Origin of the sequence: Bacillus sp. FSL H7-0578, from assembly GCF_038630855.1 — a bacterium.
Classification (GTDB): Bacteria; Bacillota; Bacilli; order Bacillales; family Bacillaceae; genus Bacillus; species Bacillus safensis.
In genome coordinates, this window is record NZ_CP152045.1 from 1,512,853 (window position 1) to 1,539,763 (window position 26,911).

27 protein-coding genes are annotated in these 26,911 nt (G+C 41.5%); all 27 read left to right on the top strand.

What is annotated here, in order from left to right; genetic code table 11:
- Nucleotide 1: 1 nt before the first annotated feature.
- The 27 genes from fabD (at nt 2) to codY (ending at nt 26,755) form a co-directional block, all read left to right on the top strand.
- Entirely contained in the window at nt 2-946 is a 945-nt protein-coding gene (gene fabD, locus MHB41_RS07705; protein WP_024424197.1) for an ACP S-malonyltransferase, read from the top strand.
- Nucleotides 946-1,689, top strand: coding sequence for a 3-oxoacyl-[acyl-carrier-protein] reductase (fabG, locus tag MHB41_RS07710; RefSeq protein ID WP_024424196.1), 744 nt, complete (start codon nt 946-948; stop codon nt 1,687-1,689). Before fabD ends, fabG begins: the two co-directional genes overlap by 1 nt.
- 81 nt (nt 1,690-1,770) lie before the next feature.
- Complete coding sequence (gene acpP / locus MHB41_RS07715; RefSeq protein WP_003212028.1) at nt 1,771-2,004, top strand: acyl carrier protein; 234 nt, start codon at nt 1,771-1,773, stop codon at nt 2,002-2,004.
- A 181-nt stretch (nt 2,005-2,185) separates the two neighbouring features.
- The gene (gene rnc, locus MHB41_RS07720; RefSeq protein WP_008344850.1) at nt 2,186-2,929 is read left to right on the top strand and encodes a ribonuclease III; all 744 of its coding nucleotides are present in this window, start codon (nt 2,186-2,188) and stop codon (nt 2,927-2,929) included.
- Nucleotides 2,930-3,034: 105 nt separating this feature from the next.
- On the top strand, nt 3,035-6,595 hold the full coding sequence (gene smc / locus MHB41_RS07725; protein ID WP_340900373.1) for a chromosome segregation protein SMC: 3,561 nt from the start codon (nt 3,035-3,037) through the stop codon (nt 6,593-6,595).
- A gap of 21 nt (nt 6,596-6,616) precedes the next feature.
- Nucleotides 6,617-7,603: a signal recognition particle-docking protein FtsY gene (gene ftsY, locus MHB41_RS07730; RefSeq protein WP_024424194.1), complete on the top strand. Its 987-nt coding sequence runs from the start codon at nt 6,617-6,619 to the stop codon at nt 7,601-7,603.
- A gap of 143 nt (nt 7,604-7,746) precedes the next feature.
- Nucleotides 7,747-8,079, top strand: a complete 333-nt coding sequence (locus MHB41_RS07735) for a putative DNA-binding protein (RefSeq protein ID WP_012009935.1) — start codon at nt 7,747-7,749, stop codon at nt 8,077-8,079.
- A 13-nt stretch (nt 8,080-8,092) separates the two neighbouring features.
- Nucleotides 8,093-9,433 carry a signal recognition particle protein gene (ffh, locus tag MHB41_RS07740; protein ID WP_024424193.1) on the top strand — a complete coding sequence of 447 codons (1,341 nt, stop codon included), beginning with the start codon at nt 8,093-8,095 and terminating at the stop codon, nt 9,431-9,433.
- Nucleotides 9,434-9,538: 105 nt separating this feature from the next.
- Nucleotides 9,539-9,811 (top strand): 30S ribosomal protein S16, encoded by a 273-nt coding sequence (gene rpsP, locus MHB41_RS07745; RefSeq protein WP_008344841.1) that lies wholly within the window; start codon nt 9,539-9,541, stop codon nt 9,809-9,811.
- Nucleotides 9,811-10,056 carry a KH domain-containing protein gene (locus MHB41_RS07750; RefSeq protein ID WP_024424192.1) on the top strand — a complete coding sequence of 82 codons (246 nt, stop codon included), beginning with the start codon at nt 9,811-9,813 and terminating at the stop codon, nt 10,054-10,056. Before rpsP ends, MHB41_RS07750 begins: the two co-directional genes overlap by 1 nt.
- 103 nt (nt 10,057-10,159) lie before the next feature.
- Nucleotides 10,160-10,546: a YlqD family protein gene (locus tag MHB41_RS07755; protein WP_024424191.1), complete on the top strand. Its 387-nt coding sequence runs from the start codon at nt 10,160-10,162 to the stop codon at nt 10,544-10,546.
- 8 nt (nt 10,547-10,554) lie between these two features.
- Entirely contained in the window at nt 10,555-11,079 is a 525-nt protein-coding gene (gene rimM, locus MHB41_RS07760) for a ribosome maturation factor RimM (protein ID WP_024424190.1), read from the top strand.
- On the top strand, nt 11,076-11,810 hold the full coding sequence (gene trmD, locus MHB41_RS07765) for a tRNA (guanosine(37)-N1)-methyltransferase TrmD (RefSeq protein WP_024424189.1): 735 nt from the start codon (nt 11,076-11,078) through the stop codon (nt 11,808-11,810). The genes rimM and trmD overlap by 4 nt, the downstream gene beginning before the upstream one ends.
- 137 nt (nt 11,811-11,947) lie before the next feature.
- Nucleotides 11,948-12,295 carry a 50S ribosomal protein L19 gene (gene rplS / locus MHB41_RS07770; protein ID WP_008354510.1) on the top strand — a complete coding sequence of 116 codons (348 nt, stop codon included), beginning with the start codon at nt 11,948-11,950 and terminating at the stop codon, nt 12,293-12,295.
- 89 nt (nt 12,296-12,384) lie between these two features.
- Nucleotides 12,385-13,233, top strand: coding sequence for a ribosome biogenesis GTPase YlqF (ylqF, locus tag MHB41_RS07775; RefSeq protein ID WP_024424188.1), 849 nt, complete (start codon nt 12,385-12,387; stop codon nt 13,231-13,233).
- A gap of 76 nt (nt 13,234-13,309) precedes the next feature.
- Complete coding sequence (locus tag MHB41_RS07780; protein WP_340900371.1) at nt 13,310-14,074, top strand: ribonuclease HII; 765 nt, start codon at nt 13,310-13,312, stop codon at nt 14,072-14,074.
- A 26-nt stretch (nt 14,075-14,100) separates the two neighbouring features.
- On the top strand, nt 14,101-15,840 hold the full coding sequence (locus tag MHB41_RS07785; RefSeq protein ID WP_340900370.1) for a glycosyltransferase: 1,740 nt from the start codon (nt 14,101-14,103) through the stop codon (nt 15,838-15,840).
- Nucleotides 15,837-16,112 (top strand): FlhB-like flagellar biosynthesis protein, encoded by a 276-nt coding sequence (locus tag MHB41_RS07790; protein WP_003211418.1) that lies wholly within the window; start codon nt 15,837-15,839, stop codon nt 16,110-16,112. Before MHB41_RS07785 ends, MHB41_RS07790 begins: the two co-directional genes overlap by 4 nt.
- 176 nt (nt 16,113-16,288) lie before the next feature.
- On the top strand, nt 16,289-17,449 hold the full coding sequence (gene sucC / locus MHB41_RS07795) for an ADP-forming succinate--CoA ligase subunit beta (RefSeq protein ID WP_024426972.1): 1,161 nt from the start codon (nt 16,289-16,291) through the stop codon (nt 17,447-17,449).
- A 22-nt stretch (nt 17,450-17,471) separates the two neighbouring features.
- The gene (gene sucD, locus MHB41_RS07800) at nt 17,472-18,374 is read left to right on the top strand and encodes a succinate--CoA ligase subunit alpha (RefSeq protein ID WP_007499624.1); all 903 of its coding nucleotides are present in this window, start codon (nt 17,472-17,474) and stop codon (nt 18,372-18,374) included.
- 63 nt (nt 18,375-18,437) lie between these two features.
- Nucleotides 18,438-19,340 (top strand): DNA-processing protein DprA, encoded by a 903-nt coding sequence (gene dprA / locus MHB41_RS07805; protein ID WP_025092576.1) that lies wholly within the window; start codon nt 18,438-18,440, stop codon nt 19,338-19,340.
- Nucleotides 19,341-19,533: 193 nt separating this feature from the next.
- Nucleotides 19,534-21,609: a type I DNA topoisomerase gene (gene topA / locus MHB41_RS07810; RefSeq protein WP_340900368.1), complete on the top strand. Its 2,076-nt coding sequence runs from the start codon at nt 19,534-19,536 to the stop codon at nt 21,607-21,609.
- 70 nt (nt 21,610-21,679) lie between these two features.
- Nucleotides 21,680-22,984, top strand: a complete 1,305-nt coding sequence (trmFO, locus tag MHB41_RS07815; RefSeq protein ID WP_024424183.1) for an FADH(2)-oxidizing methylenetetrahydrofolate--tRNA-(uracil(54)-C(5))-methyltransferase TrmFO — start codon at nt 21,680-21,682, stop codon at nt 22,982-22,984.
- A 62-nt stretch (nt 22,985-23,046) separates the two neighbouring features.
- On the top strand, nt 23,047-23,964 hold the full coding sequence (gene xerC, locus MHB41_RS07820; protein WP_034281771.1) for a tyrosine recombinase XerC: 918 nt from the start codon (nt 23,047-23,049) through the stop codon (nt 23,962-23,964).
- Nucleotides 23,965-23,978: 14 nt separating this feature from the next.
- Nucleotides 23,979-24,524 carry an ATP-dependent protease subunit HslV gene (gene hslV / locus MHB41_RS07825; RefSeq protein ID WP_034281773.1) on the top strand — a complete coding sequence of 182 codons (546 nt, stop codon included), beginning with the start codon at nt 23,979-23,981 and terminating at the stop codon, nt 24,522-24,524.
- A 16-nt stretch (nt 24,525-24,540) separates the two neighbouring features.
- A complete protein-coding gene (gene hslU / locus MHB41_RS07830) occupies nt 24,541-25,941 on the top strand; it encodes an HslU--HslV peptidase ATPase subunit (RefSeq protein ID WP_024424180.1) in 1,401 nt (466 codons plus the stop codon).
- 34 nt (nt 25,942-25,975) lie between these two features.
- Nucleotides 25,976-26,755, top strand: coding sequence for a GTP-sensing pleiotropic transcriptional regulator CodY (gene codY / locus MHB41_RS07835; RefSeq protein ID WP_007499612.1), 780 nt, complete (start codon nt 25,976-25,978; stop codon nt 26,753-26,755).
- Nucleotides 26,756-26,911: the final 156 nt, after the last annotated feature.

Here is a 26,911-nt window from a genome sequence, read left to right on the forward strand (position 1 = left end):
CATGACTAAAATTGCATTTTTATTCCCAGGCCAAGGCTCTCAAAAAATTGGCATGGGAAAAGATTTATTTGACCAAGAAGCAGTATCTAAAGCTGTTTTTGAAGAAGCAGACAATACCCTCGGGTTTGATTTATCTTCTATGATTTTTGAAGGGGATGCAGAAGAACTGACGCTCACCTTTAACGCGCAGCCAGCTCTTTTAACGACAAGTATCGCCATCTTAAAGAAATTTGAAGAGAGCGGAATCAAAGCAGATTATGCAGCAGGACACAGCCTTGGTGAATACACTGCCCTCGTTGCAGCAGGCGCACTTTCGTTTAAAGATGCTGTTTATGCAGTCAGAAAGCGCGGAGAATTAATGAATGAAGCTGTTCCAGCAGGAGAAGGCGCTATGGCAGCAATTCTTGGCTTAGACAAAGCGGCACTTGAAGAAGTGACAAAAGAAGTGACAGAGAGCGGTCACCTTGTAGAGCTCGCTAACTTAAACTGTCCTGGTCAAATCGTGATCTCTGGTACAGCAAAAGGAGTAGAACTTGCTTCAGAGAAAGCGAAAGAAAAAGGCGCAAAACGTGCAATTGCCCTTGAAGTAAGCGGACCTTTCCATTCTGCATTAATGAAACCAGCCGCTGAAAAATTTACAGATGTTTTGTCAAAGCTGGATATTGCGGATGCCAAAACTCCGGTCATCTCAAACGTAACAGCAGACATCGTGACTTCTCGTGATGAAATTGAGACAAAGCTCATTGAACAACTGTATTCTCCAGTTCGTTTTGAAGAAAGTGTGGAACGCCTTATTGATTTAGGCGTCACAACATTTATTGAAATTGGTCCTGGCAAAGTGCTTTCAGGTCTTGTGAAAAAAGTGAATCGCCGCCTGACGACGATTTCCGTTTCAGATCAAGAAACAATTGAAGCAGCCATTCAAACACTCAAGGGGGATTCTTGATGCTTACAAATAAAACAGCCGTTGTAACAGGAGCATCACGCGGGATTGGCCGTTCCATCGCGATCGATCTAGCGAAAAGTGGTGCAAATGTTGTCGTGAACTATTCTGGAAACGAAGCAAAAGCAAATGAAGTTGTAGATGAAATCAAAGCACTCGGCCAGCAGGCATTTGCTGTGAAAGCTGATGTCTCAAATGCTGAAGAAGTACAAGCCATGATGAAACAAGCAATTGATACCTTTGGTTCAATTGACATTCTTGTGAATAATGCAGGGATCACAAAGGACAACCTGCTCATGAGAATGAAAGAGAATGAATGGGATGATGTCATTAACATAAACTTAAAAGGTGTCTTTAACTGTACAAAAGCCGTGACACGTCAAATGATGAAGCAAAGAAGCGGAAGAATCATCAATTTGGCTTCAGTCGTTGGTGTGTGTGGAAACCCTGGACAAGCAAACTATGTTGCAGCAAAGGCTGGTGTCATCGGATTAACGAAAACAACAGCAAAAGAGCTGGCAACCCGTCATATTACTGTTAATGCAGTAGCACCAGGCTTTATTTCAACAGATATGACAGACAAGCTTGATGAAAATGTACAGACGGAAATGCTCAAGCAAATTCCGCTCGCACGCTTTGGTGCACCTGAAGATATTAGCAACGTCGTTGTCTTTTTAGCTTCAGAAGGAGCAGGTTATATTACAGGCCAAACCATCCAAGTAGATGGCGGAATGGTCATGTCCTAAGAAATATCAAAATTTCATTAGGTTTTCTCTAGTTTTTTAAAAACAATTCAACTATAATACTTTGAGGGGAGGTGAAAGGCAATGGCAGACGTATTAGAGCGTGTATCAAAAATTATTGTAGACCGCCTTGGCGTTGATGAGGCTGACGTGAAAATGGAAGCTTCATTTAAAGAAGATTTAGGCGCTGATTCCCTTGATGTAGTTGAGCTAGTTATGGAACTTGAAGATGAGTTCGATATGGAAATTTCTGACGAAGATGCTGAAAAAATTGCAACAGTCGGTGACGCTGTGAACTACATAAATAGCCAGCAATAAGCGTAACAAAGTCCCGTCTACTTTCGACGGGACTTTGAAAATTTATGTTAGTTTCAACACATTCAGCTGATCAATTGTCAGCCTTTTTCAGATGCTGGGAGCAATGTTTCCCTGCATGTAGAAAGAGAGACTCCATATAATCAGTATCCTTAAAGGCGATTACGCCTACCTGGAGGTTGCTATGCCAAAACAATATAAAGACAAACAGAAACAGAGCAAAAAACTAGAGCAATTTAGAGAATTCCAGCAGCGCATTTCTGTACACTTTAAAAATGAAAAGCTTCTATATCAAGCCTTTACCCATTCCTCTTATGTGAATGAACACCGGAAAAAGCCATACGAGGATAATGAAAGACTTGAATTTTTAGGAGATGCTGTTTTAGAATTGACCATCTCTCAATTCTTATTTGCAAAATATCCAGCGATGAGCGAGGGAGATTTAACGAAACTAAGAGCGGCGATCGTATGTGAACCGTCACTTGTATCACTAGCACACGAGCTGTCCTTCGGAGACCTTGTTCTTTTAGGAAAAGGCGAAGAAATGACAGGCGGCAGAAAACGCCCAGCACTCTTAGCGGACGTATTCGAGGCGTTTATCGGTGCACTTTATTTAGATCAAGGGCTTGAGCCGGTTGAAAGGTTCCTAGAAGCGTACGTCTATCCGAAAATTAACGATGGAGCATTCTCGCACGTCATGGACTTTAAAAGCCAGCTGCAAGAATTTGTACAGCGCGATGGAAAAGGTGTGCTTGAATACCGTATCCTGCATGAAAAAGGGCCTGCACATAACCGGGAATTTGAAGCAAATGTATCCCTTCGAGGTGAAGTGCTCGGAATTGGAAATGGACGCTCTAAAAAAGAAGCAGAACAGCACGCTGCACAGGAAGCACTTGCTAAATTGCAGAAACATCATATGAACCAATAAAATCCCCCTCGTTATTCAGGGGGATTTCACTCTGTTTTCCATCATCTTTTTTCACTTCATATGGTAAGATGATAGTACTTTAAATACATAAGGAGGATCACTCTCATGTTCCTCAAACGTTTAGACGTGATAGGATTCAAATCATTTGCACAGCGAGTGACCGTGGACTTTGTTAAAGGGGTCACAGCTGTTGTTGGACCAAACGGAAGCGGCAAAAGTAATATTACCGATGCCATCCGCTGGGTACTTGGAGAACAATCAGCGAAAAGCCTCCGCGGAGGAAAAATGGAAGATATCATTTTTGCAGGAAGTGACTCAAGAAAAAGAGTCAATCTAGCAGAGGTGACTTTAACGTTAGATAACGAAGATCATTTTTTACCGATTGATTTTCACGAAGTCAGTGTGACAAGAAGGGTCTATCGCTCAGGAGAAAGTGAATTTCTCATAAACAATCAATCTGTCCGCTTAAAGGATATTATTGATCTTTTCATGGATTCAGGTCTTGGAAAGGAAGCTTTTTCAATCATCAGCCAAGGAAAGGTAGAGGAAATTCTATCAAGCAAGGCAGAAGAGAGAAGAAGTATTTTTGAAGAAGCGGCTGGCGTTTTAAAATATAAAACAAGAAAGAAAAAAGCCGAAAACAAACTGTTTGAAACGCAGGACAACTTAAACCGAGTAGAAGATATTCTGCATGAACTAGAAGATCAAGTAGAGCCATTAAGAATGCAAGCATCCATTGCAAAGGACTATTTGCAAAAAAAAGAAGAGCTTGAAAATGTCGAAATTGCCCTAACTGTCCATGACATCGAAGCACTTCATGAAAAATGGACAACACTTGGTGAAGCAGTCGAGCGCTTCAAACAAGATGAAATGAAGCAGTCTACAGATATCCAAGCAAAAGAAGCCAAAATTGAAGAGTCGAGAGACCGCATTCAAGCGCTTGACGAATCAATTAATGACCTGCAAGAAGTTCTTCTTTTCACAAGTGAAGAATTAGAAAAGCTTGAAGGAAAAAAAGAAGTGCTAAAAGAACGGAAAAAAAATGCGGCCGCAAACCAAGGACAGCTTGAAGAAACGCTCATTCGTTTAACTGAAAAGCAGTCGCTGTTAACCGAAAAGATTGAGCAGCAGAAAATCACGCGGGACAGCCTGCAAAAAGAAGTGCACCAGCTAAAAGATGAAGTGAAAACAAAGCAGCATCAACTGTCGCTTCATAGTGAAGATGTGGAAGGTCAAATTGAACAGCTGAAAAGCGATTATTTTGATCTGCTCAATGAACAGGCTTCCATCCGTAATGAACGTAAATTACTAGAAGAACAGCAGCGCCAGGCGGCGATTCAGCTAGAGCGGCTGACGCAAAATAACCAAAAACATATCGAAGAACGAGTGTCTGTTAAAGAAAAGAAAACAGAAGCTGAGCAGCAGCTTTCAGCACTGGAAGAAGACATTCTGGCTCAAGTCAAACGCTTTAGAGAAGCAGAACAAAAACTTGAGCAAATGAGACGTCAATACGAGAAAAAAGAAACGGCTCTTTACCAAGCCTATCAATACGTACAGCAGGCAAAATCAAAAAAAGAGATGCTTGAATCCATGCAGGAAGACTTCTCAGGCTTTTTCCAAGGAGTGAAAGAGGTCTTAAAGGCAAAAGAACGGTTAGGCGGTATTCATGGTGCCATTGCAGAGCTGATTCAAACGGATCAGCAGTATGAGACAGCGATTGAAATTGCGCTGGGTGCAGCCACGCAGCACGTCGTTACAGAAAATGAAGCAGCTGCGAGACAAGCGATTGGATACTTAAAGCAGCACTCCTTTGGACGTGCAACCTTCCTTCCAATGAACGTGATCAAAGACAGAACCATTCAGCTCAGAGATGTTCAAACAGCAGAGCAGCATGCTGCATTTATCGGCGTAGCGAGTCACCTCGTTTCCTTTGACGAAAAGTATCAAAAGGTGATTCAGAACTTGCTTGGAACTGTGCTGATCGTTAGAGACTTAAAAGGTGCCAATGAACTGGCGAAAATGCTTGGACATCGTTACCGCATCGTGACCCTTGATGGAGATGTCGTAAACCCCGGCGGTTCAATGACTGGTGGCGGCGTAAAGAAAAAGAACAACTCTCTTCTTTCAAGAAACCGGGAGATCGAAACGTTAACAAAGCAGCTCGTTGAAATGGAAGAGAAAACAACGATCCTTGAAAAAGAAACAAAAGAAACGAAGCAATTGATCGGAGTTAACGAAAGCCAATTAAACGAACTGCGTCAGCGCGGCGAAACGCTTCGTGAAAAGCAGCAAGATCTCAAAGGGAAGCTATACGAACTGCAAGTTGCAGAAAAAAATATCAATGCTCATCTTGAGCTCTATGATCAAGAAAAAGAAGAGTTGCAGCAGCGTTCTACTGAACTCGCGGATAAGGACAAAAAGCAGGTCGCTCTTGAAACCTCTATAGGTGAGAAACTGACGGCTCTTGATCAAGAGATCAATACATTAACAAAGCGTAAGCAGACGCAAAGCTCAACGAAGGAAACCATTTCAGCTGAATTAACAGAGCTGAAAATCTCGCTTGCCAAAAAAGAGCAGTCCTTAGCGAATGAACAAGAAAAGCTTTCGAGCTTAATGGCTGAATTAGAAGAAGCTGAACAGACGCTGATGGAAACAAAAGAAGATCTGTCACTCTTAACAAGTGAAATGTCATCTAGTTCAAGCGGAGCCGAACAGCTGGAAGAAGCGGCGAAAGAGAAGCTGGAAAACAAAAACAAAACAACCGCCCTCATTTCAGAGCGTCGTAAGCAGCGCCTCGCTCTTTCTGAAACATTAGAATTCGCTGAACGTGAGCTTAAAGAACAAAAACGTTTGTATAAGCAGCTCACCACAAGCTTAAAAGATGAAGAGATTAAGCTTGGCCGTATGGAAGTCGAGCTCGATAACCTGATCGCTTATTTGAACGATGAATATGCTCTTTCATTTGAAGGAGCAAAAGAGATGTATCAATTGACGTTATCGCCAGATGAAGCAAGAAAACGAGTGAAGCTGATCAAACTAGCCATTGAAGAGCTTGGAACCGTAAACTTAGGCAGCATTGACGAGTATGAACGTGTGAATGAACGCTATCTCTTCTTAACAGAACAGCGAAATGATCTGACAGAAGCGAAAAATACATTATTCCAAGTCATCGAAGAAATGGATCAAGAGATGACAAAGCGTTTCTCTGAGACATTCTCTCAAATCCGCGGTCACTTTGAATCTGTTTTCCAAGCATTATTTGGCGGTGGAAGAGCAGATCTTAAGCTGACAGATCCAAATGATTTACTCAACTCTGGCGTTGATATTGTCGCGCAGCCGCCAGGGAAAAAACTGCAAAACTTAAGCCTTCTTTCAGGCGGAGAGAGAGCCTTAACAGCGATCGCTTTACTATTCTCTATTTTAAAAGTGAGACCTGTTCCATTCTGCGTGTTAGATGAGGTAGAAGCGGCACTTGATGAAGCAAATGTTTTCCGTTTTGCGCAATATTTAAAGAAATACAGCCAGGAAACACAGTTCATTGTCATTACGCACCGCAAGGGAACAATGGAAGAAGCCGATGTGCTCTACGGCGTGACCATGCAGGAATCAGGTGTTTCAAAGCTTGTATCTGTCAAACTAGAAGAAACGAAAGAGCTTGTCCAGTAATTAAAGGAGGTTTTTGAACCAATGAGCTTTTTTAAGAAATTAAAAGAAAAATTTACGCAGCAAACCGATTCAGTATCAGAAAAGTTTAAAGATGGACTCGAAAAAACGAGAAACTCCTTCCAAGGAAAAGTAAATGAACTGATTTCCCGCTACCGCAAAGTCGACGAAGACTTTTTTGAAGAGCTGGAAGAGGTTCTGATCGGAGCTGATGTCGGTTTCACAACTGTGATGGAACTGATTGATGAGCTGAAAAAAGAAGTGAAATTAAGAAACATTCAAGACCCAAGCGAAGTACAAGCGGTCATTTCTGAAAAACTGGTTGATATCTACAATAGCGGAGAGGAACAAATCTCTGCACTGAATATTGAAGACGGGCGTTTGAATATCATTTTATTTGTAGGCGTCAACGGTGTTGGAAAAACAACGACGATCGGCAAGCTTGCAAACAAGCTGAAAAATGAAGGGAAATCCGTCATTTTAGCAGCAGGTGATACGTTCCGTGCCGGTGCGATCGAGCAGCTTGAAGTGTGGGGAGAGCGTTCAGGTGTCCCTGTCGTCAAACAAACAGCAGGCTCTGATCCAGCAGCGGTGATCTATGATGCCGTTCAATCAGCAAAAGCGAAAAATGCGGATGTCCTCATCTGCGATACAGCAGGAAGACTTCAAAACAAAGTCAACTTGATGAAAGAGCTGGAGAAGGTCAAGAGAGTCATTGAGCGCGAGGTTCCAGATGCACCTCATGAAGTATTGCTCGCTCTTGATGCGACAACGGGTCAAAACGCGATGGCACAAGCCAAGGAATTTTCTAAAGCGACAAATGTGACAGGGATTGCTTTAACAAAGCTTGACGGAACTGCAAAAGGCGGGATCGTTCTAGCGATTCGAAATGAGCTGAACATCCCTGTAAAGCTTGTCGGTTTAGGTGAAAAAGTGGACGATCTGCAAGAGTTTGATGCAGAATCGTATGTGTATGGATTATTCTCAGACGTAATTGATCAACAAGACTAACAAAAAAATGCCGGCGAAACTGCTGGCATTTTTATTTATACGCCGCTTCATGAAGTGACAAGATAAAAACTTGACACACAGAAGAGAACCGTGTAAACTTAGTTGATGTAAAGGGAATGAACTTAACAAAGGGGAGAGAGCCCATGACGCTTGAAAAAACAACGAGAATGAACTACTTGTTTGACTTCTATCAATCGTTGTTGACCGCAAAGCAAAAGAGCTACATGTCGCTTTACTACCTAGACGATTTTTCCCTCGGTGAAATTGCGGATGAATATGAAGTATCAAGGCAGGCTGTTTATGATAATATTAAACGGACTGAAGCGATGCTTGAACAATATGAAGAAAAGCTGCTCTTGTTTAAGAAATTTAAAGAGCGTAAAGAACTTCTCAAAAAAATGAGAGAGCTTGTAGCTGATTCTGCGCAAACAGAAGAAGCAGAAGCTTTAATTGAATCGCTTGAGAAATTAGATTAGGAGGCGGCACAGTATGGCATTTGAAGGATTAGCCGACCGACTGCAGCAGACGATTTCAAAAATCCGCGGCAAAGGAAAAGTGTCAGAGCAAGATGTAAAAGAAATGATGCGCGAGGTACGCCTTGCCCTTCTTGAAGCTGACGTCAATTTTAAAGTAGTCAAAGACTTTGTGAAAAAAGTAAGTGAGCGGGCAGTTGGACAAGAGGTCATGAAAAGCCTTACCCCTGGACAGCAGGTCATTAAAGTTGTAAAAGAAGAACTCACTGAATTAATGGGCGGAGAAGAGAGTAAGATCGCTGTAGCGAAAAAATCTCCGACCGTCATTATGATGGTTGGTCTTCAAGGGGCAGGTAAAACAACCACAACTGGGAAGCTTGCCAATTTACTTCGCAAAAAACATAATCGCAAGCCGATGATGGTAGCTGCTGATATTTACAGACCAGCAGCGATCCAGCAGCTTCAAACGCTCGGGAAACAGCTTGATATGCCGGTGTTTTCATTAGGTGATCAAGTCAGCCCTGTCGAAATTGCCAAACAGGCAATTGAAAAAGCGAAAGAAGAACACCATGATTATGTCATTTTAGATACAGCAGGACGTCTTCATATCGATGAAGAATTAATGGATGAACTTCAGAAAGTAAAAGAAGTAGCGAATCCAGAAGAAATTTTCCTAGTTGTTGACTCTATGACAGGTCAAGATGCGGTCAATGTCGCAAAAAGCTTTAATGAACAGCTTGGTTTAACAGGTGTCGTTCTCACAAAACTAGATGGTGATACAAGAGGCGGTGCAGCACTTTCTATTCGAGCTGTCACCAATACGCCGATTAAATTCGCTGCACTAGGAGAAAAGCTTGACGCAATTGAACCATTCCATCCAGAGCGGATGGCATCAAGAATTCTTGGCATGGGAGATGTGCTCACGCTGATTGAAAAAGCACAGGCAAACGTCGACCAAGATAAAGCGAAAGAGCTTGAGCAAAAAATGCGGACAATGAGCTTCACGCTCGATGATTTCCTCGAGCAGCTTGGCCAAGTTCGAAATATGGGTCCACTTGATGAACTGATCCAAATGATGCCGGGAGCCGGTAAAATGAAAGGGCTCAAAAACGTCCAAGTGGACGAAAAGCAGCTCAATCACATCGAAGCGATCATTAAATCAATGACGACCAAGGAAAAAGAACAGCCAGAGGTCATCAATGCAAGCCGAAGAAAACGGATTGCAAAGGGAAGCGGAACATCTGTACAGGAAGTCAATCGCCTTTTAAAGCAATTTGATGAAATGAAAAAGATGATGAAGCAAATGACCAACATGTCCAAAGGAAAGAAAAAGGGCTTTAAATTACCATTTATGTAATTGGTTATACATGATAAAACCGTTGTTAAGAAAAAACACTTTACAAACCCTTTTATCATTGTTAATATACTATCTTGTTGAAATATTTTCGGAGGTGCTAGTAAAATGGCAGTAAAAATTCGTTTAAAACGTATGGGAGCAAAAAAATCTCCTTTCTATCGTATTGTTGTAGCAGATTCTCGTTCACCACGTGACGGTCGTTTCATCGAAACAGTTGGAACTTACAACCCAGTGGTATCACCAGCTGAGGTGAAAATCAACGAAGAATTAGCGCTTAAATGGCTTCAAAATGGTGCGAAACCATCTGATACAGTTCGCAACCTTTTCTCAAGCCAAGGAATTCTTGAAAAATTTCATAATGCGAAAAACAGCAAATAATGAATGAGCTGTCCTTGGAAGAATTGATTGTGTCCATCGTCGAGCCACTTGTTGATTTCCCAGAAGATATTCACGTATCTTCATTAGAAAAAGATGAACAGGTGATTTACACACTGTCTGTCAATGCTGAAGATACCGGAAAAGTGATCGGAAAGCAGGGACGTACAGCAAAAGCGATACGAACAGTCATTTTTGCAGCAAGTGCAGAGTCTTCTAAGAAAGTTCAACTTGAGATTGCTGACTAAAAAGGGAGAGGGCTTAGGACCTCCCCTTTTTTTACACGTTTAAATCTATTTTTCGTTATACTGTAGAGGACAAATGCCTTCGGATAGGGGGACAAAAAGGAAGATGCAGATCATTCAACATGTCACCGTGATGCAAGTATTAACTGAAAGCAGTAAGGACAAACTGTTAACGACTTTTTTGGAGAAAAAAGAAAGACTAGAACGTGAATGCAATCAACTATATTTTCAACTAAAAAAACATGAAAAAGAACCACATCAGCAAGAAGCCATCCCTCAATTTCAAAAAGCGATCGATAAAAGGCAAGAGAAGATCCGGCAAATTGATTTTCAAGTAGAGCAGCTGCATATTTTGCCGCTTGGAAGTGAAATGAAAGAAACAGAAGTGGATGCATTGGTTGAAGTAAAAATAGGTGATAAATGGGATGACAAGATGCAAGATAATGTCATCGTCGTGAAAGACGGCACCATTGTGGAAATACGTCAGGGGTGATTGAGAACATGGAGCTAGAATGGTTGAATGTTGGAAAGATCGTCAATACACACGGAGTGCGCGGAGAAGTACGCGTCGTGTCAAAGACGGATTTCCCAGAAGAGCGCTACAAAAAGGGAAGCGTCCTCTATATTTTTAAGCAAGGTCAAAGCGAGCCGCTGAAAGTGACTGTCGCATCACATCGCCAGCACAAACAGTTTGATTTGCTCACATTTGAAGAAATCAACTCATTAAATGAAGCAGAGCATTTGAAAGAATCAATCTTAAAGGTAGAAAAAGAACATCTTGGGTCATTAGACGAAGGAGAATTTTATTTCCACCAAATCATTGGCTGTGAAGTATACGATGAAGAGGACAAGCTGATCGGCCAAATCAAAGAAATCCTTACGCCAGGGGCAAATGATGTGTGGGTGGTTGGAAGAAAAGGCAAAAAAGATGCCCTCATTCCATATATACCATCTGTCGTCAAAAAGATCGATATCTCATCCAAAACCGTACACATTGAAGTGATGGAAGGACTTATTGACGAATGAAAATCGATTTCTTAACCCTTTTTCCTGAAATGTTCGAAGGTGTACTTCACTCATCGATCTTAAAAAAAGCACAGGAGAAAGAAGCTGTCTCATTTCAAGTCGTCAATTTTAGAGAGTACTCGGATCATAAGCATAAAACAGTGGATGACTATCCGTATGGCGGCGGTGCTGGTATGGTACTGAAAGCGCAGCCCGTATTTGATGCGGTAGAAGATTTAACGAAAAAAGCAAGCACGAAACCCCGAATCATTCTTGTCTGTCCTCAAGGGGAAAGGTATACACAAAAGAAAGCAGAAGAACTTGCAAAAGAAGAGCATCTTATGTTCATTTGCGGCCACTATGAAGGCTACGATGAGCGCATCAGGGAGCATCTTGTCACAGATGAGATCTCAATCGGAGATTTCGTCCTCACAGGCGGAGAGCTGCCAGCGATGATGATTGCAGACAGTGTTGTCAGGCTTTTGCCTCATGTGCTTGGAAAAGAAGCGTCTCACATCGAAGATTCATTCAGTACAGGTCTGCTTGAGCACCCGCACTATACAAGGCCAGCTGATTATAAAGGACTAAAAGTGCCGGATGTGCTTCTCTCTGGAAATCATGCCAAAATTGAAGAGTGGCGGCGCAAAGAATCCTTGAAGCGAACCTATACAAGAAGACCAGATTTGATCGATTCTTGCAAAACATTAACGGATGAAGAAAAAAGATGGCTTTGGCAGCTTCATAATGACTAGATTGTATTGCACACGGCATAGAGGTATGGTATGATACTACTTGTGACTTGGACGGCTTGCTGATCCAAGTTTGAAAACGATGTTCCGCTGCAATGAAGAAAGAGGACATGAGCATCTGTTGGAAGGAGTTGAAAACGATGCAACATTTGATTGAAGAAATCACAAAAGAACAATTACGCACTGATCTTCCTGCGTTCCGTCCTGGTGACACTTTACGTGTACACGTTAAAGTTGTCGAGGGTACTCGTGAGCGTATCCAGATCTTTGAAGGTGTTGTAATTAAGCGTCGTGGTGGTGGAATCAGCGAAACTTTCACAGTTCGTAAGATCTCTTACGGTGTAGGCGTTGAGCGTACATTCCCTGTACACACACCAAAAATCGCTAAGATCGAAGTGGTACGTCACGGTAAGGTACGTCGTGCGAAACTTTACTACCTACGTGAACTTCGCGGTAAAGCGGCTCGTATCAAAGAAATCAGACGATAATGATATCAAAGGAAAGAGCTTGTTACCTGTAACAGGCTCTTTTTTTGTACAATGTATAAAGATAATGGTAGAAGAAAGAAGGTGCACATATGACGATTCAATGGTTTCCAGGCCATATGGCAAAAGCAAGACGTGAAGTCACAGAAAAATTAAAGCTCATCGACATCGTATTTGAATTAACCGATGCAAGAATTCCGATGTCCTCTAGAAACCCAATGATCGAAGAAATCCTTCAAAACAAACCCAAAATCATGCTCTTAAACAAAGCAGATAAAGCAGATCCTCGTATGACAAAGGAGTGGCAGGCGCATTTTGAGCAGCAAGGCGTTCGGTCACTTGCCATTAACTCTGTCGATGGACAAGGGTTAAATCAGATCATCACGACTTCAAAAGAAATTTTAAAAGAAAAATTCGACCGCATGAAAGCAAAAGGCGTCAAACCACGTGCCATTCGAGCACTGATTATCGGAATTCCCAACGTCGGCAAATCGACCTTAATCAATCGTTTAGCAAAAAAGAACATTGCCAAAACAGGAGACCGGCCTGGGATTACGACATCACAGCAATGGGTAAAGGTAGGGAAAGAACTAGAACTGCTCGATACCCCTGGAATCCTCTGGCCGAAGTTTGAAGATGAGCAAGTAGGACTCAGACTTGCGGTGACTGGAGCGATCAAAGATTCGATCATCAATTTACAGGATGTCGCTGTGTATGCACTTCGTTTTCTAGAAGAGAACTACCCAGAGCGATTAAAAAAACGCTATGACCTAGCGGAGATACCTGAAGATACGGTTGAGCTGTTTGATGCAATTGGCACTAAGCGAGGCTGTCTAATGAGCGGGGGATTCATAAACTATGATAAAACCACCGAAATCATTATTCGGGATATTCGAACAGAAAAATTTGGTCCCCTCACTTTTGAGAAGCCTGAAAGCTAAAAGACACGCAGCTCATGCGGGTCTTTATTTTTTGCGAAAAACTGCCGATATAAAGAAGGAGGCTGCGAAAAAGCCTATGTACACGGTGAAACAAATAAAAGAACTTATAGAAAAGCATGCAGGCGACGAGTCCTACATTCGAGAGCTTGTGAAAGATGATACGAGAAAAAGTGTCCAAAAACTGATAGAAAAGTGGCACAAAGATAGAGAAAAGCAGCAAGCACTTCGCGCGGCATGGGATGACATGCTGCAATTTGAAAACAAAGCAAAGGCGCAGGGATACACATGTATTGCTGGAATAGATGAAGCAGGAAGAGGACCGCTTGCCGGCCCAGTTGTGGCAGCAGCCGTTATATTAAAGGAAAATACAGTCCTGCTCGGTTTAAACGACTCAAAGCAATTATCTGAGAAAAAAAGATTGGCTTATTATGATTTAATTCAAAAAGAAGCACTTGATATCGGAATCGGCATTGTTCATGCGGCTACGATTGATGAAATCAATATTTATGAAGCATCAAGACTGGCGATGGTAAGAGCTGTAGAGCAGTTAACTCATACACCTGATTATCTACTCATAGATGCCATGACACTCCCGCTTTCTACTCACCAAGAGAAGATCATCAAAGGAGATGCAAAAAGTGCATCCATTGCAGCAGGTGCATGTATTGCGAAGGTGACAAGGGATCAGATGATGGAAGAGTACGGGCGTAAGTATCCTGAGTATCAATTTGAAAAACATAAAGGGTACGGAACGAAAGAGCACCTGGCTGCGATTCAAACACATGGTGCTACCCCCATCCACCGGTTATCGTTTGCGCCGGTGAAATCTGTTATATCATAAATTTTAATCTAAGGAGGCTGCCTGTGATGACAAGAGTTGAGGACATACATACAGCACTGAATAGCCGGCTGAATACGGCCGAATCGGTTCCATTAAACACCGAAGGGAAGGATAATGTTCATCGGCTGATTCTCGGTAAAGTACTAAAAATGCTTGGAGATGATACAGCCCTTGTTCAAATAGGTTCAACGAAAATAAAAGCACAGCTGGCGGCTCAGCTTAAAGCAGACGCATTTTATTGGTTCCAATTTGAACAAGAGGGTGGAGGCAGCCTCAATAAACTAAGACCCGTTCAGCAATTTGATCAAGATCCTAAGACATTAAAGGATGCAGCAGCCAAACTATTAGAAGGTCTCTCACTGAAAAATGGGCTTGAAAACATGCTGACAGCTACAGCTTTTTTAAAGGAAAAGTCCGTCATCAACGAAGGAGAGTTAAAAACGGCAGTGAAGTGGATCGAACAGCTTCAAGGAGCTGATGTGAAGAAAGGGCTCCAGGCCCTCCTCTTTGCTTTAAAGAAAGATTTACCGATCCAGCAAGGGGTGCTTCAATCTATTTTAGCCGTAAAATCACCCTCTGCCCTTCATCAGGATATAACAGCGCTATTAAATCAATTAACACAGCTTCCGAAGCACACAGATGCCACACAGACCCTTATACAAGCCGTTCGGTCAGTTGTAGATGCAGAGACAGCCGTCCATGCAGAAAAGCTCTTATCGGTCCTTCTAGCAGCGAGAGAAGGCGAGGCGAAGCAAGGTGGCAATTCACCAGTAACGACTCAGCTCAATCCTTCTCAGCAAAAAGAAAATAGCCATGCCGCAATCGTTCAAGAGCGTCAGCCGTCCCAAGTTCCTCAGACAAACGTGCAGCAGTCAACAAGTCCAAAAGAAGAGCTGCAAATCCCGCATCAGCAAATTGAGCGGATACTGGCAAGTTTGATGAAACAAGGTGCAGACGGGCAGCAAGAACCTAACTTAAAACAGCTCACAGCATTGCTGCACGGGCTCCAGCAGGCAGGATCTCAGCCTGACGCAAAAGCAGCTGTGCTTCAAAAAGAGTTTCCCTTCCTGTCAAAAGCAGAGGCAAAAGCTTTGGCCCAGGTAGTGCAGCAGACAGAACCAACATTAAGTAATAAAACCGATGTGCTCGATTTACTTATGACGATGAAAAAGGCAATAGGTGTACGTGATGAAATTGGTATGCTGAAACTGCTTGAAAAAGGCAGCCAGGATGTCAAAAGTCAGGAGCTGCACCAATTAAAGCTCACCTTAAATGATGTGAGGCAGGCGGATTTACCAGAGCCCGTTAAAAAAGAAGTGGATCAATTGTTTCATAGATTGAATGGACAGTTATTTGTGCAGCAGGAGAACCAAACCGTCAGTCAAATGATGATTTCCTATCCGCTTTTCTCAAAACATAGTGTTCAAGATTTAACCTTTATTCTAAAAGGACATAAGAAAAAGGATGGCTCTATTGATATTTCTCAGTGCCGCCTCATGTTTTATTTAAACATGGAAAACCTTGAAGAAACCTTGATAGACTGTACGATTCAGCAAAAGGTCATGTCCATTACAGTCGAGACAGCCCATGAACTGCAAGGCACCATTAATCCAATGATTCCGGCTGTTCGAGAGAATTTAAATGCGCTAGGATACAGTTTAACGGGAATTACAGCAAAAAAGAGACAAGAGCCAGTAGATCCGTCTCAATTTCTAGATGAACACTTTCATAAAATCAGCGAGAAAGGGCTGGACTTACGAGTATGAAGGATTCAAAACCGCTTAGAAGAGCGGTCGCTCTGCATTACGATGAAGAAAAACAAAAAGCGCCAAAAGTCGTTGCAACAGGCAGCGGCTATGTGGCAGATCATATTATTGAAGAAGCAAAAAAGTCGGGAGTCCCAATCCAGGAAGACCGTAATTTAGTCGAACTCATGCGCCACTTAACATTAGATGAGGAGATCCCTGAAGCGTTATACGATACTGTAGCAGAAATTTTTTCGTTTATCTACAGGTTAGATCAAAAAATGAAAAAATAAGGTAAAATAAATGATTTGGCTGAAAAATTTATATTTTTAATAAAATAAAAGTTTGAATGTTTAGAAGGATTTTACGATTTTACATAGAACCCTAGACATTCTCTTTTTTATTCTTTAAAATGAAAGCGCAGTCTATTTTATAATTTTTGTTTCTACATATGTTGGGAGGATGGGAAATGAATATCCATGAGTACCAAGGAAAAGAAATCCTAAGAAAATATGGGGTTTCAGTTCCAAATGGTAAAGTAGCATTTACACCTGATGAAGCAGTGAAAGCATCAGAAGAGCTAGGGAGCTCTGTATATGTCGTAAAAGCACAGATTCATGCAGGCGGCCGTGGTAAAGCAGGCGGGGTAAAAATTGCAAAAACGAAAGATGAAGTGAAAGGGTTTGCAGAGGAATTGCTCGGCAAGACACTTGTCACACATCAAACAGGGCCTGAAGGGCGCGAAATAAAACGCTTACTTATTGAAGAAGGCTGCGATATTCAAAAGGAATACTATGTTGGACTAGTTTTGGACAGAGCGACATCAAGAATTGTATTGATGGCATCTGAAGAAGGCGGTACTGAAATTGAAGAAGTAGCAGAAAAAACGCCAGAAAAAATCGTCAAAGTGGTCATCGATCCAGCAATTGGTCTGCAAGGCTATCAGGCGAGAGAAGTGGCATTTAAAATTAATATTCCAACAAAATTAGTTGGCCAAGCTGTTAAGTTTATGACAAGCCTTTACAATGCGTTTATTGAAAAAGATTGTTCAATTGCTGAGATTAATCCACTTGTTGTAACAGGCGATGGAAAAGTCATGGCACTTGATGCAAAATTAAACTTTGATAGCAATGCCTTATATAGACAAAAAGATATATTAGAATACCGTGACCTTGATGAAGAGGATCCAAAAGAAATTGAAGCATCTAAATATGACTTAAGCTACATTTCTTTAGATGGAAATATTGGCTGTATGGTCAATGGAGCAGGTCTTGCGATGTCTACAATGGATATCATCAAGCATTACGGCGGGGACCCTGCAAACTTCCTAGATGTTGGCGGCGGTGCAACAGCTGAAAAAGTAACGGAAGCATTTAAAATCATTTTATCTGATCAAAATGTCAAAGGGATTTTCGTGAACATTTTTGGCGGCATCATGAAATGTGATGTGATTGCAGAAGGTGTTGTTGAAGCGACGAAACAAGTCGGCTTAACATTACCACTTGTTGTACGTCTTGAAGGAACAAACGTTGAATTAGGGAAGAAAATCCTGAGTGATTCAGGCTTAAATATCACTTCTGCTGAGTCTATGGCTGACGGGGCAGAAAAGATTGTATCTTTAGTCAAGTAGAGCAGAAAGGCAGGGAACCTAAATGAGTGTATTTATTAATAAAAATACGAGAGTAATTGTTCAGGGGATTACCGGTTCAACCGCATTGTTCCATACAAAACAAATGATTGAGTACGGAACTAATATCGTTGGCGGTGTCACACCTGGAAAAGGTGGAACTGAAGTAGAAGGAGTTCCTGTATTTAATACTGTATCTGAAGCAGTTCAGACTACTGGAGCGAACGCTTCTGTTATCTATGTACCAGCACCATTTGCGGCAGATGCCATTTTAGAGGCTGTTGACGCAGAAGTCGATCTCGTCATTTGTATCACAGAACATATTCCAGTGCTTGACATGGTCAAAGTGAAGCGGTATATGGAAGGGAAAAAGACAAGACTAGTTGGACCAAACTGCCCAGGTGTCATCACACCTGAAGAATGTAAAATTGGTATCATGCCTGGCTACATTCATAAAAAAGGTCATGTGGGTGTTGTTTCTCGTTCTGGAACGCTTACATATGAAGCGGTACATCAGCTTTCAGAAGCTGGCGTTGGTCAATCGACAGCTGTAGGAATCGGGGGGGACCCGGTAAATGGGACAAACTTTATTGATGTTTTAAAAGCATTCAATGAAGACCCTGAAACACATGCTGTAATAATGATCGGTGAAATCGGCGGTACGGCTGAAGAAGAAGCAGCTGAATGGGTAAAAGCAAATATGACTAAACCAGTCGTTGGCTTTATTGGCGGTAAAACGGCGCCTCCAGGAAAACGTATGGGACATGCTGGTGCTATTATTTCTGGTGGTAAAGGAACAGCTGATGAAAAAGTAAAAACAATGCGTGAATGTGGAATTGAAGTGGCAGAAACACCATCTGTCATGGGAGAAACGTTGATTAAAGTATTAAAAGAGAAGAATCTCTTCGAAGCTTGTAAAACGCATTAATGACACAAGAAGACTTGTTCTTTGACAAGTCTTCTTCTTTCTATCTTAAACTGGAGGAATGGTATGTACAACGTGTCCGAAAGAATGATTTTTCACCGCTTAAAAGGCCTCATCTCACCCTCATTATTAACAAAATGGTGGAAAGTCGATCCTGAACTATATATAAATGAAGAAACACATCATTTTAAACAGGATCGAGCATTACAAACGATCGACTTTACCCGCTTAAAACAAGCTGAAGAAAATGAATTCCCCATTTTTCAACACATCGTTCAAGCCTATTTAAAGCAAAACATTCACATGATTCCCATCACATCACCCTTATATCCCAGCACACTAAAAAATATTTATGATCCTCCCCCTGTGTTATTCCTAAAAGGAAACGTATCATATTTAAATGAAGAAAAAAGTTTAGGTGTAGTCGGCACGCGAGTTCCATCGTCTTATGGAGAAGCATGTGTGAAGAAAATTGTTGGTGAGCTTGTCAAGGAAGAGTGGATGATTGTCAGTGGTTTAGCTAAAGGAATCGATGGACTGGCACATAAAGAGTGCATCAGGAAAAAAGGGAAAACAATCGGCATTATAGCAGGCGGCTTTCAGCATGTATACCCAAAAGAACATGCACAAATGGCTCAATACATGGGCGAACATCATTTGCTTTTGTCAGAGCACCCGCCTTATGTCAAACCAGAAAAGTGGCATTTTCCAATGAGAAATCGTTTAATTAGTGCATTGACGAAAGGGACCATCGTGATTCAGTGCAAAGAAAAGAGCGGTTCTCTTATTACAGCCTATCAAGCACTTGAGCAAGGCAAAGAAGTATTTGCGGTTGCCGGATCCATCTTTGATTCTAATTCCACAGGTCCGGCAAGACTCATTCAGCAGGGGGCAAAGCTTGTTCATTCCACAAAGGATATTTTAGAGGAATTCTCCTTCCACAGCGTTCAATATACTGAACTCTCATAAAAATATCGTTTGACAAAAGACATCGGAATATTTAATAATAGTGAGGATTTAAGTTTACACTTTGTTTTTCGTGTTTATAATGATGTTCATCATAAAGAATTTTTAATGATTGCCTGTTAGATAGGTGCAATTAACATAAATATGAATTGTGAAATGTATAAAGAGAGAACACCTCTTAAGGGGGATTTTGAGTATGGCTGATTATTTAGTCATCGTTGAGTCGCCAGCAAAGGCGAAAACGATTGAGCGTTATTTAGGAAAAAAGTATAAAGTAAAAGCTTCAATGGGGCACGTAAGGGATTTACCGAAAAGTCAGCTCGGTGTTGACACTGAGCATGACTTCGAACCGAGATATATTACGATTCGCGGGAAAGGCCCAGTTTTAAAAGAATTAAAAACAGCGGCGAAAAAAGCAAAAAAAGTCTATCTCGCAGCTGACCCCGATAGAGAGGGAGAAGCGATTGCTTGGCATTTAGCACACAGCCTTGACCTTGACCTCTCTTCTGACTGCCGCGTTGTTTTTAACGAGATTACAAAAGATGCGATTAAGGATTCCTTTAAGCATCCACGTATGATCAATATGGACTTAGTTGATGCGCAGCAGGCAAGACGGATTTTAGATCGTCTCGTTGGGTATAAAATCAGTCCGATTTTATGGAAGAAAGTGAAAAAGGGCTTAAGTGCCGGACGTGTTCAATCAGTTGCACTCCGCCTGATTATTGATCGCGAGAATGAAATTAATGAATTTAAACCAGAAGAATACTGGACAATTGACGGTACATTCCTTAAAGGAAAAGAAAGCTTCGAAGCGAGTTTCTTTGACCTCAATGGCAAAAAACATCCATTGAAAACAAAAGAAGATGTAAAAGAAATCCTTTCGAAATTAAAAGGAAGCAAATTCTCTGTAGAGAAAGTAACGAAAAAAGAGCGGAAACGTAATCCAGCCGTTCCGTTTACGACTTCTACTTTACAGCAGGAAGCTGCAAGAAAATTAAACTTCCGTGCGAAAAAAACAATGATGATTGCACAGCAATTATATGAAGGAATTGATCTTGGTAAAGAAGGTACAGTCGGTCTCATTACATATATGAGAACGGACTCAACACGTATTTCCAATACGGCGATTGAAGAAGTATCTGCTTTCATTGATCAGACGTACGGCAAGAATTTCTTAAACACAACAAAACGACCGGCCAAAAAGAATGAAAATGCACAAGATGCTCACGAAGCCATCCGCCCGACTTCTACGTTAAGAAAACCGGCAGATGTCAAGCATGTGCTAAGCCGCGATCAGCTTCGTCTGTATAAATTGATTTGGGAACGATTCGTGGCAAGCCAAATGGCGCCGGCTGTTCTTGATACAATGAGTGTGGATCTTGATCATAACGGTCTTACTTTCCGTGCGAATGGCAGTAAAGTGAAATTTCCTGGGTTTATGAAGGTTTATGTGGAAGGAAAGGACGACCAGCTAGAGGAAAAGGACAAAATGCTTCCTGATCTCAAAGAAGGGGATACAGTTCTTTCAAAAGATATCGAACCTGAACAGCACTTCACACAGCCGCCTCCGCGTTACACTGAGGCAAGATTGGTCAAAACACTTGAAGAGCTCGGTATAGGCCGTCCATCTACGTATGCACCAACATTAGATACGATTCAAAAGCGCGGCTATGTCGCACTTGATAATAAACGATTTACTCCGACAGAGCTTGGAGAGATTGTACTCAACTTAATCATTGAATTCTTCCCTGAAATCATTAACGTTGAATTTACAGCGAAAATGGAAAAGGAACTTGATAGTGTTGAAGAAGGTACGATCGAATGGGTTCGTATTATCGACAGCTTCTATCAAGACTTTGCAAAACGGGTAGAAAAAGCTGAAGCAGAGATGCAAGAAGTTGAGATTGAGCCGGAATACGCAGGTGTTGATTGTGAAGAGTGCGGACATCCGATGGTGTACAAAATGGGTCGATACGGTAAGTTCATGGCTTGCTCTAACTTTCCTGACTGCCGTAACACAAAACCAATTGTCAAAGATATCGGTGTCAAATGCCCGTCATGTCATGAAGGAAACATTGTTGAACGAAAATCGAAGAAACGCCGCATTTTTTACGGCTGTGATCGTTTTCCTGAGTGTGAATTCGTCTCTTGGGACAAACCAATTGAAAGAAAGTGTCCAAAATGCGAAAATATGCTTGTAGAGAAAAAGCTGAAAAAAGGCGTTCAAGTTCAATGTGTGAACTGTGATTATAAAGAGGAACAACAAAAATAGCGGTGAGCAGCCTTGTTCACCTGCTTTTTTATGTCATCAAACAGACCTTACGAAATAGGAGAGTTGTACAATGAGTCAATTTGTAAATGTGATCGGAGCCGGTTTAGCTGGAAGTGAAGCAGCATGGCAAATCGCTAAACGAGGCATTAAAGTCAATTTATATGAAATGAGACCTGTGAAACAAACGCCGGCTCACCACACAGATAAATTTGCGGAGCTTGTATGCAGCAACTCACTGCGTGCGAATGCTTTGACGAATGCAGTAGGTGTATTAAAGGAAGAAATGCGTCATTTAGATTCAGCTATTATCGCAGCAGCAGATGAAAGCTCAGTTCCTGCTGGCGGCGCGCTTGCAGTAGACCGTCATGAATTTGCAGCAAACGTGACAGACCGCGTGAAAAATCATCCGAATGTTACTGTCTTTCAAGAAGAGGTGCAGAGCATTCCAGAAGGTCCGACAATTATCGCGACTGGCCCGCTGACATCTGAAGCACTTTCCAAAGAATTAAAATCGTTAACAGGAGAAGAATATCTCTATTTCTACGATGCAGCAGCACCTATTCTAGAGAAAGACAGCATTGATATGGATAAGGTGTACTTGAAATCTCGCTATGACAAAGGAGAAGCTGCTTATTTAAACTGTCCAATGACAGAAGAAGAATTCGATCGTTTTTATGAGGCGCTCATTTCTGCTGAAACTGTACCATTAAAAGAATTTGAAAAAGAAATCTTCTTTGAAGGCTGTATGCCAATTGAAGTCATGGCGAAAAGAGGAAAGAAAACGATGCTGTTTGGTCCGATGAAGCCAGTAGGACTTGAAGATCCGAAAACAGGCAAAAGACCTTACGCTGTTGTTCAATTAAGACAGGATGATGCAGCAGGTACTTTATATAACATCGTTGGCTTCCAGACACATCTGAAGTGGGGCGATCAAAAGGAAGTATTCCGTTTGATTCCAGGTCTTGAAGAAGCAGAGATTGTCCGTTACGGCGTGATGCACCGTAATACATTTATTAACTCGCCAAGCCTTTTAAGACCGACTTATCAGTTTAAAAATAGAGATGATCTATTCTTTGCCGGACAAATGACAGGCGTTGAAGGGTATGTCGAGTCCGCAGCGTCGGGACTAGTGGCTGGTATTAACGCCGCTCGTTTTGTCAAAGGAGAAGAGCTTGTGACACTTCCGGAGGAAACAGCGATTGGCAGTATGGCTCACTACATCACATCGACAAACAAGAAAAGCTTCCAGCCGATGAATGCGAATTTTGGTTTGCTGAAAGATCTAGGAGTTCGAATTAAAAACAAACAAGAACGTTATGCAGAGTACGCTAAGCGTGCAATCGAAACTATTCAAACTATTTCGAAATCTCTGTAGTAAAACATTGCACGGAAAGCAAGATATGTGATACCATTTAAAAGCCTTAAAGAGGTGTAAAAATGACGAATAAACAGCGTCTTGTCCACTTATTCATTGAATATCTGCAAATTGAAAAAAACTATTCAGCTTTAACGATCTCAGGATATACAGAAGCCATTGAAGAGTTTGTCAGATTTATGAACATTCAAGGAATAGACGGTTTTGAAGAGGTATCCTATCAAGATACGAGAATTTATTTAACAGAAGCTTATGAAAAAGGCCTGACAAGAAGAACGATTAGTAAGAAAGTCTCTGCGCTTCGCAGCTTTTATAAATTTCTATTAAGAGAACAGCTTGTGAAAGAAAATCCTTTTTTACTCGTTAGCTTACCAAAGCAGGATAAGCGGATTCCTTCATTTTTGTATGAAGAGGAACTAAAAGAGCTTTTTACAGTTTCTGATGTCAGCACACCACTTGGGCAAAGAAATCAAGCCATTTTAGAACTTCTTTATGCAACAGGTATGAGGGTCAGTGAGTTATGTTCATTAAAAGAATCTGATCTTGATTTATCGATGGATACAGTGCTTGTTCATGGGAAAGGCAGCAAGCAGCGGTATGTTCCTTTCGGGTCATATGCTCATGAAGCGCTCATTACTTATTTAGAGGATGGAAGGCAGAAGCTGAAAGCTAAGGGGAAAGACCGTGCTGATACTCATGTGTTTTTGAATCAGCGCGGGACGCCTCTTACAGACAGAGGTGTTCGATTCATTCTCACTGAATTAATGAAAAAGGCGTCAGGTACATTACATATCCATCCTCACATGTTGAGGCACACCTTTGCCACGCATCTCTTAAACGAGGGAGCAGATTTGAGAAGTGTTCAAGAACTTCTCGGTCATTCAAATTTATCATCTACACAGGTGTACACGCATGTATCAAAAGATTCTTTAAGAAACACGTACATGTCTCATCACCCAAGGGCTTTTAAACGATCCTAAAAGGAGGTTTTTTCATGTCATCATTTCATGCAACAACCATCTTTGCCGTTCAACATAAAGGAAAAAGTGCAATGGCTGGCGACGGTCAAGTTACTTTCGGGCAGGCTGTCGTGATGAAACACACAGCAAAAAAAGTGCGCCGTCTTTTCGGAGGCAAGGTGCTTGCAGGTTTTGCAGGTTCAGTAGCAGATGCTTTTACACTCTTTGAAAAGTTTGAAACAAAGCTTGAAGAATATGGTGGTAACTTAAAGCGGGCAGCCGTAGAACTAGCGAAGGAATGGCGAAGTGACAAGATGCTAAGGCAGCTTGAGGCTATGCTCATCGTCATGAATAAAGAAAGTATTTTGCTCGTCTCTGGAACTGGAGAGGTCATTGAACCAGATGATGGGATTTTGGCAATTGGCTCAGGCGGCAACTATGCGCTTAGCGCCGGGAGAGCTCTCAAAACCCATGCAGGTGATCATCTCACAGCGAGAGAAATTGCAAAGGCCGCTCTTGAAACGGCCGGAGAAATCTGTGTCTACACGAACGATCAAATCACTTTAGAAGAGCTTGAATAGAAAGGACATGAGACGTATGGAGAAAAAGCCGTTTACCCCAAGAGAGATAGTTGAAAAGCTTGATCAATACATCATTGGTCAGCTTGATGCGAAAAAAGCAGTGGCGGTGGCTTTAAGAAACCGTTACAGAAGAAGTCTTTTACATGATAAGCTAAAGGATGAAGTCGTTCCTAAAAACATTTTAATGATTGGCCCAACAGGTGTGGGGAAAACAGAAATTGCCCGCAGAATTGCTCGAATTTCTGGTGCGCCTTTTATTAAAGTGGAAGCGACGAAGTTTACTGAAGTGGGTTATGTCGGCCGTGACGTAGAGTCCATGGTGAGAGATTTAGTTGAAACAGCGATTAGACTTGTCAAAGAAGAAAAGATGAAAGATGTTCAAGAAGAAGCAGAAAAACAAGCAAATAAACGTCTTGTTCATTTACTTGTTCCTGGTAAGAAAAAGAGCCAGTCTGTGAAAAATCCTTTTGAGATGCTGTTTGGCGGTTCTGATGAAGATGACCGTGATCGAGATCATTCAAATGAAGAAGTGGAACTCGAATCGACAAGAAAGCGAATCGCTCATCAGCTGGCTATGGGAGAACTTGAAGATCATTACGTCACGATTGAAGTAGAAGAACAGCAGCCTTCCATGTTTGATATGCTTCAAGGCTCGGGTATGGAGCAAATGGGTATGAACATGCAGGATGCGCTCGGCAATCTCATGCCTAAAAAGAAAAAACGCAGAAAGCTGACTGTCAGAGAAGCAAGAAAGGCGTTAACGGCTGAGGAAGCTTCAAAACTGATTGATATGGATGAAGTCAGTCAGGAAGCGGTCTACAAAGCAGAGCAGCAAGGAATTATTTTTATCGATGAAATCGACAAAATTGCCAAAAGCGGTGGTGCATCATCTGCAGATGTTTCTCGTGAAGGGGTTCAGCGTGATATTTTACCGATTGTAGAAGGTTCAACTGTGATGACGAAATATGGTGCCGTTAAAACTGATCATGTGCTGTTTGTTGCAGCAGGTGCATTTCATATGGCAAAGCCATCAGATTTGATTCCGGAGCTTCAGGGACGTTTCCCAATCCGTGTAGAATTAGATAAATTAAGTATAGAAGACTTTGTGAAAATCTTAACGGAACCAGATAATGCATTATTAAAGCAATATAAAGCTTTACTTGAAACAGAAGGTATATCTCTTGAATTTTCTGACGATGCTATTCATAAGATTGCCGAAGTGGCTTATCATGTCAATCAGGAGACAGATAACATCGGTGCAAGAAGGCTTCATACCATACTTGAGAAGCTGCTTGAAGAGCTTTCATTTGAGGCGCCTGATATTACGATGGAGACAGTGACCATTACCCCTCAGTATGTCGAAGAGAAGCTAGGAAAGATTGCAAATAACAAAGATTTAAGTCAATTTATACTTTAACAAATGAATAAAGTAATCTAGGAGGATCATTATTATGGCGTTACTACAAAAAACAAGGATTATTAACTCAATGCTGCAAGATGCAGCGGGGAAACCAGTTAATTTTAAAGAAATGGCAGAAACACTGAGAGATGTCATTGATTCAAACATTTTCGTATTAAGCAGAAGGGGAAAGCTTCTTGGCTACTCCATTAATCAGCAGATCGAAAATGCACGTATGAAAAAAATGCTTGAAGATCGTCAGTTCCCTGAGGAATATACAAAGAGTCTATTCAATGTCCCTGAAACGTCTTCAAACCTTGATATTAACAGTGAATATACAGCTTTCCCGATTGAGAACCGTGACTTATTCCAATCAGGCTTAACAACAATTGTCCCAATTATCGGCGGAGGAGATCGTTTAGGTACGTTAATCCTGTCCCGCTTACAAGATACATTCACAGATGATGATTTAATTCTTGCTGAATACGGGGCAACAGTTGTTGGAATGGAGATTCTTCGCGAGAAAGCAGAAGAAATCGAAGAAGAAGCAAGAAGCAAAGCGGTTGTCCAAATGGCGATCAGCTCTCTTTCATATAGTGAGCTTGAAGCGATTGAGCACATTTTTGAAGAGCTGGATGGAAACGAAGGTCTTCTTGTCGCAAGTAAAATTGCAGATCGTGTAGGGATTACGCGTTCAGTGATCGTAAACGCCTTACGTAAGTTAGAAAGTGCAGGCGTAATCGAATCTCGTTCTCTTGGAATGAAGGGAACGTACATCAAAGTGTTAAACAACAAATTTTTAATTGAACTCGAAAATTTAAAATCTCATTAATCAAAAACCCTTTTTGGCCGAAATAAATGCTGAAAAGGGTTTTTTTATGTGAAAAAATGAGGATTTGTCCGAAAAATGTCACTCTTTTTTCCAAGAAACCCCTTACAAATCTGTAGTGCTTTGAATCTAGGCCTTTATACCTATTCGTAAAATAGA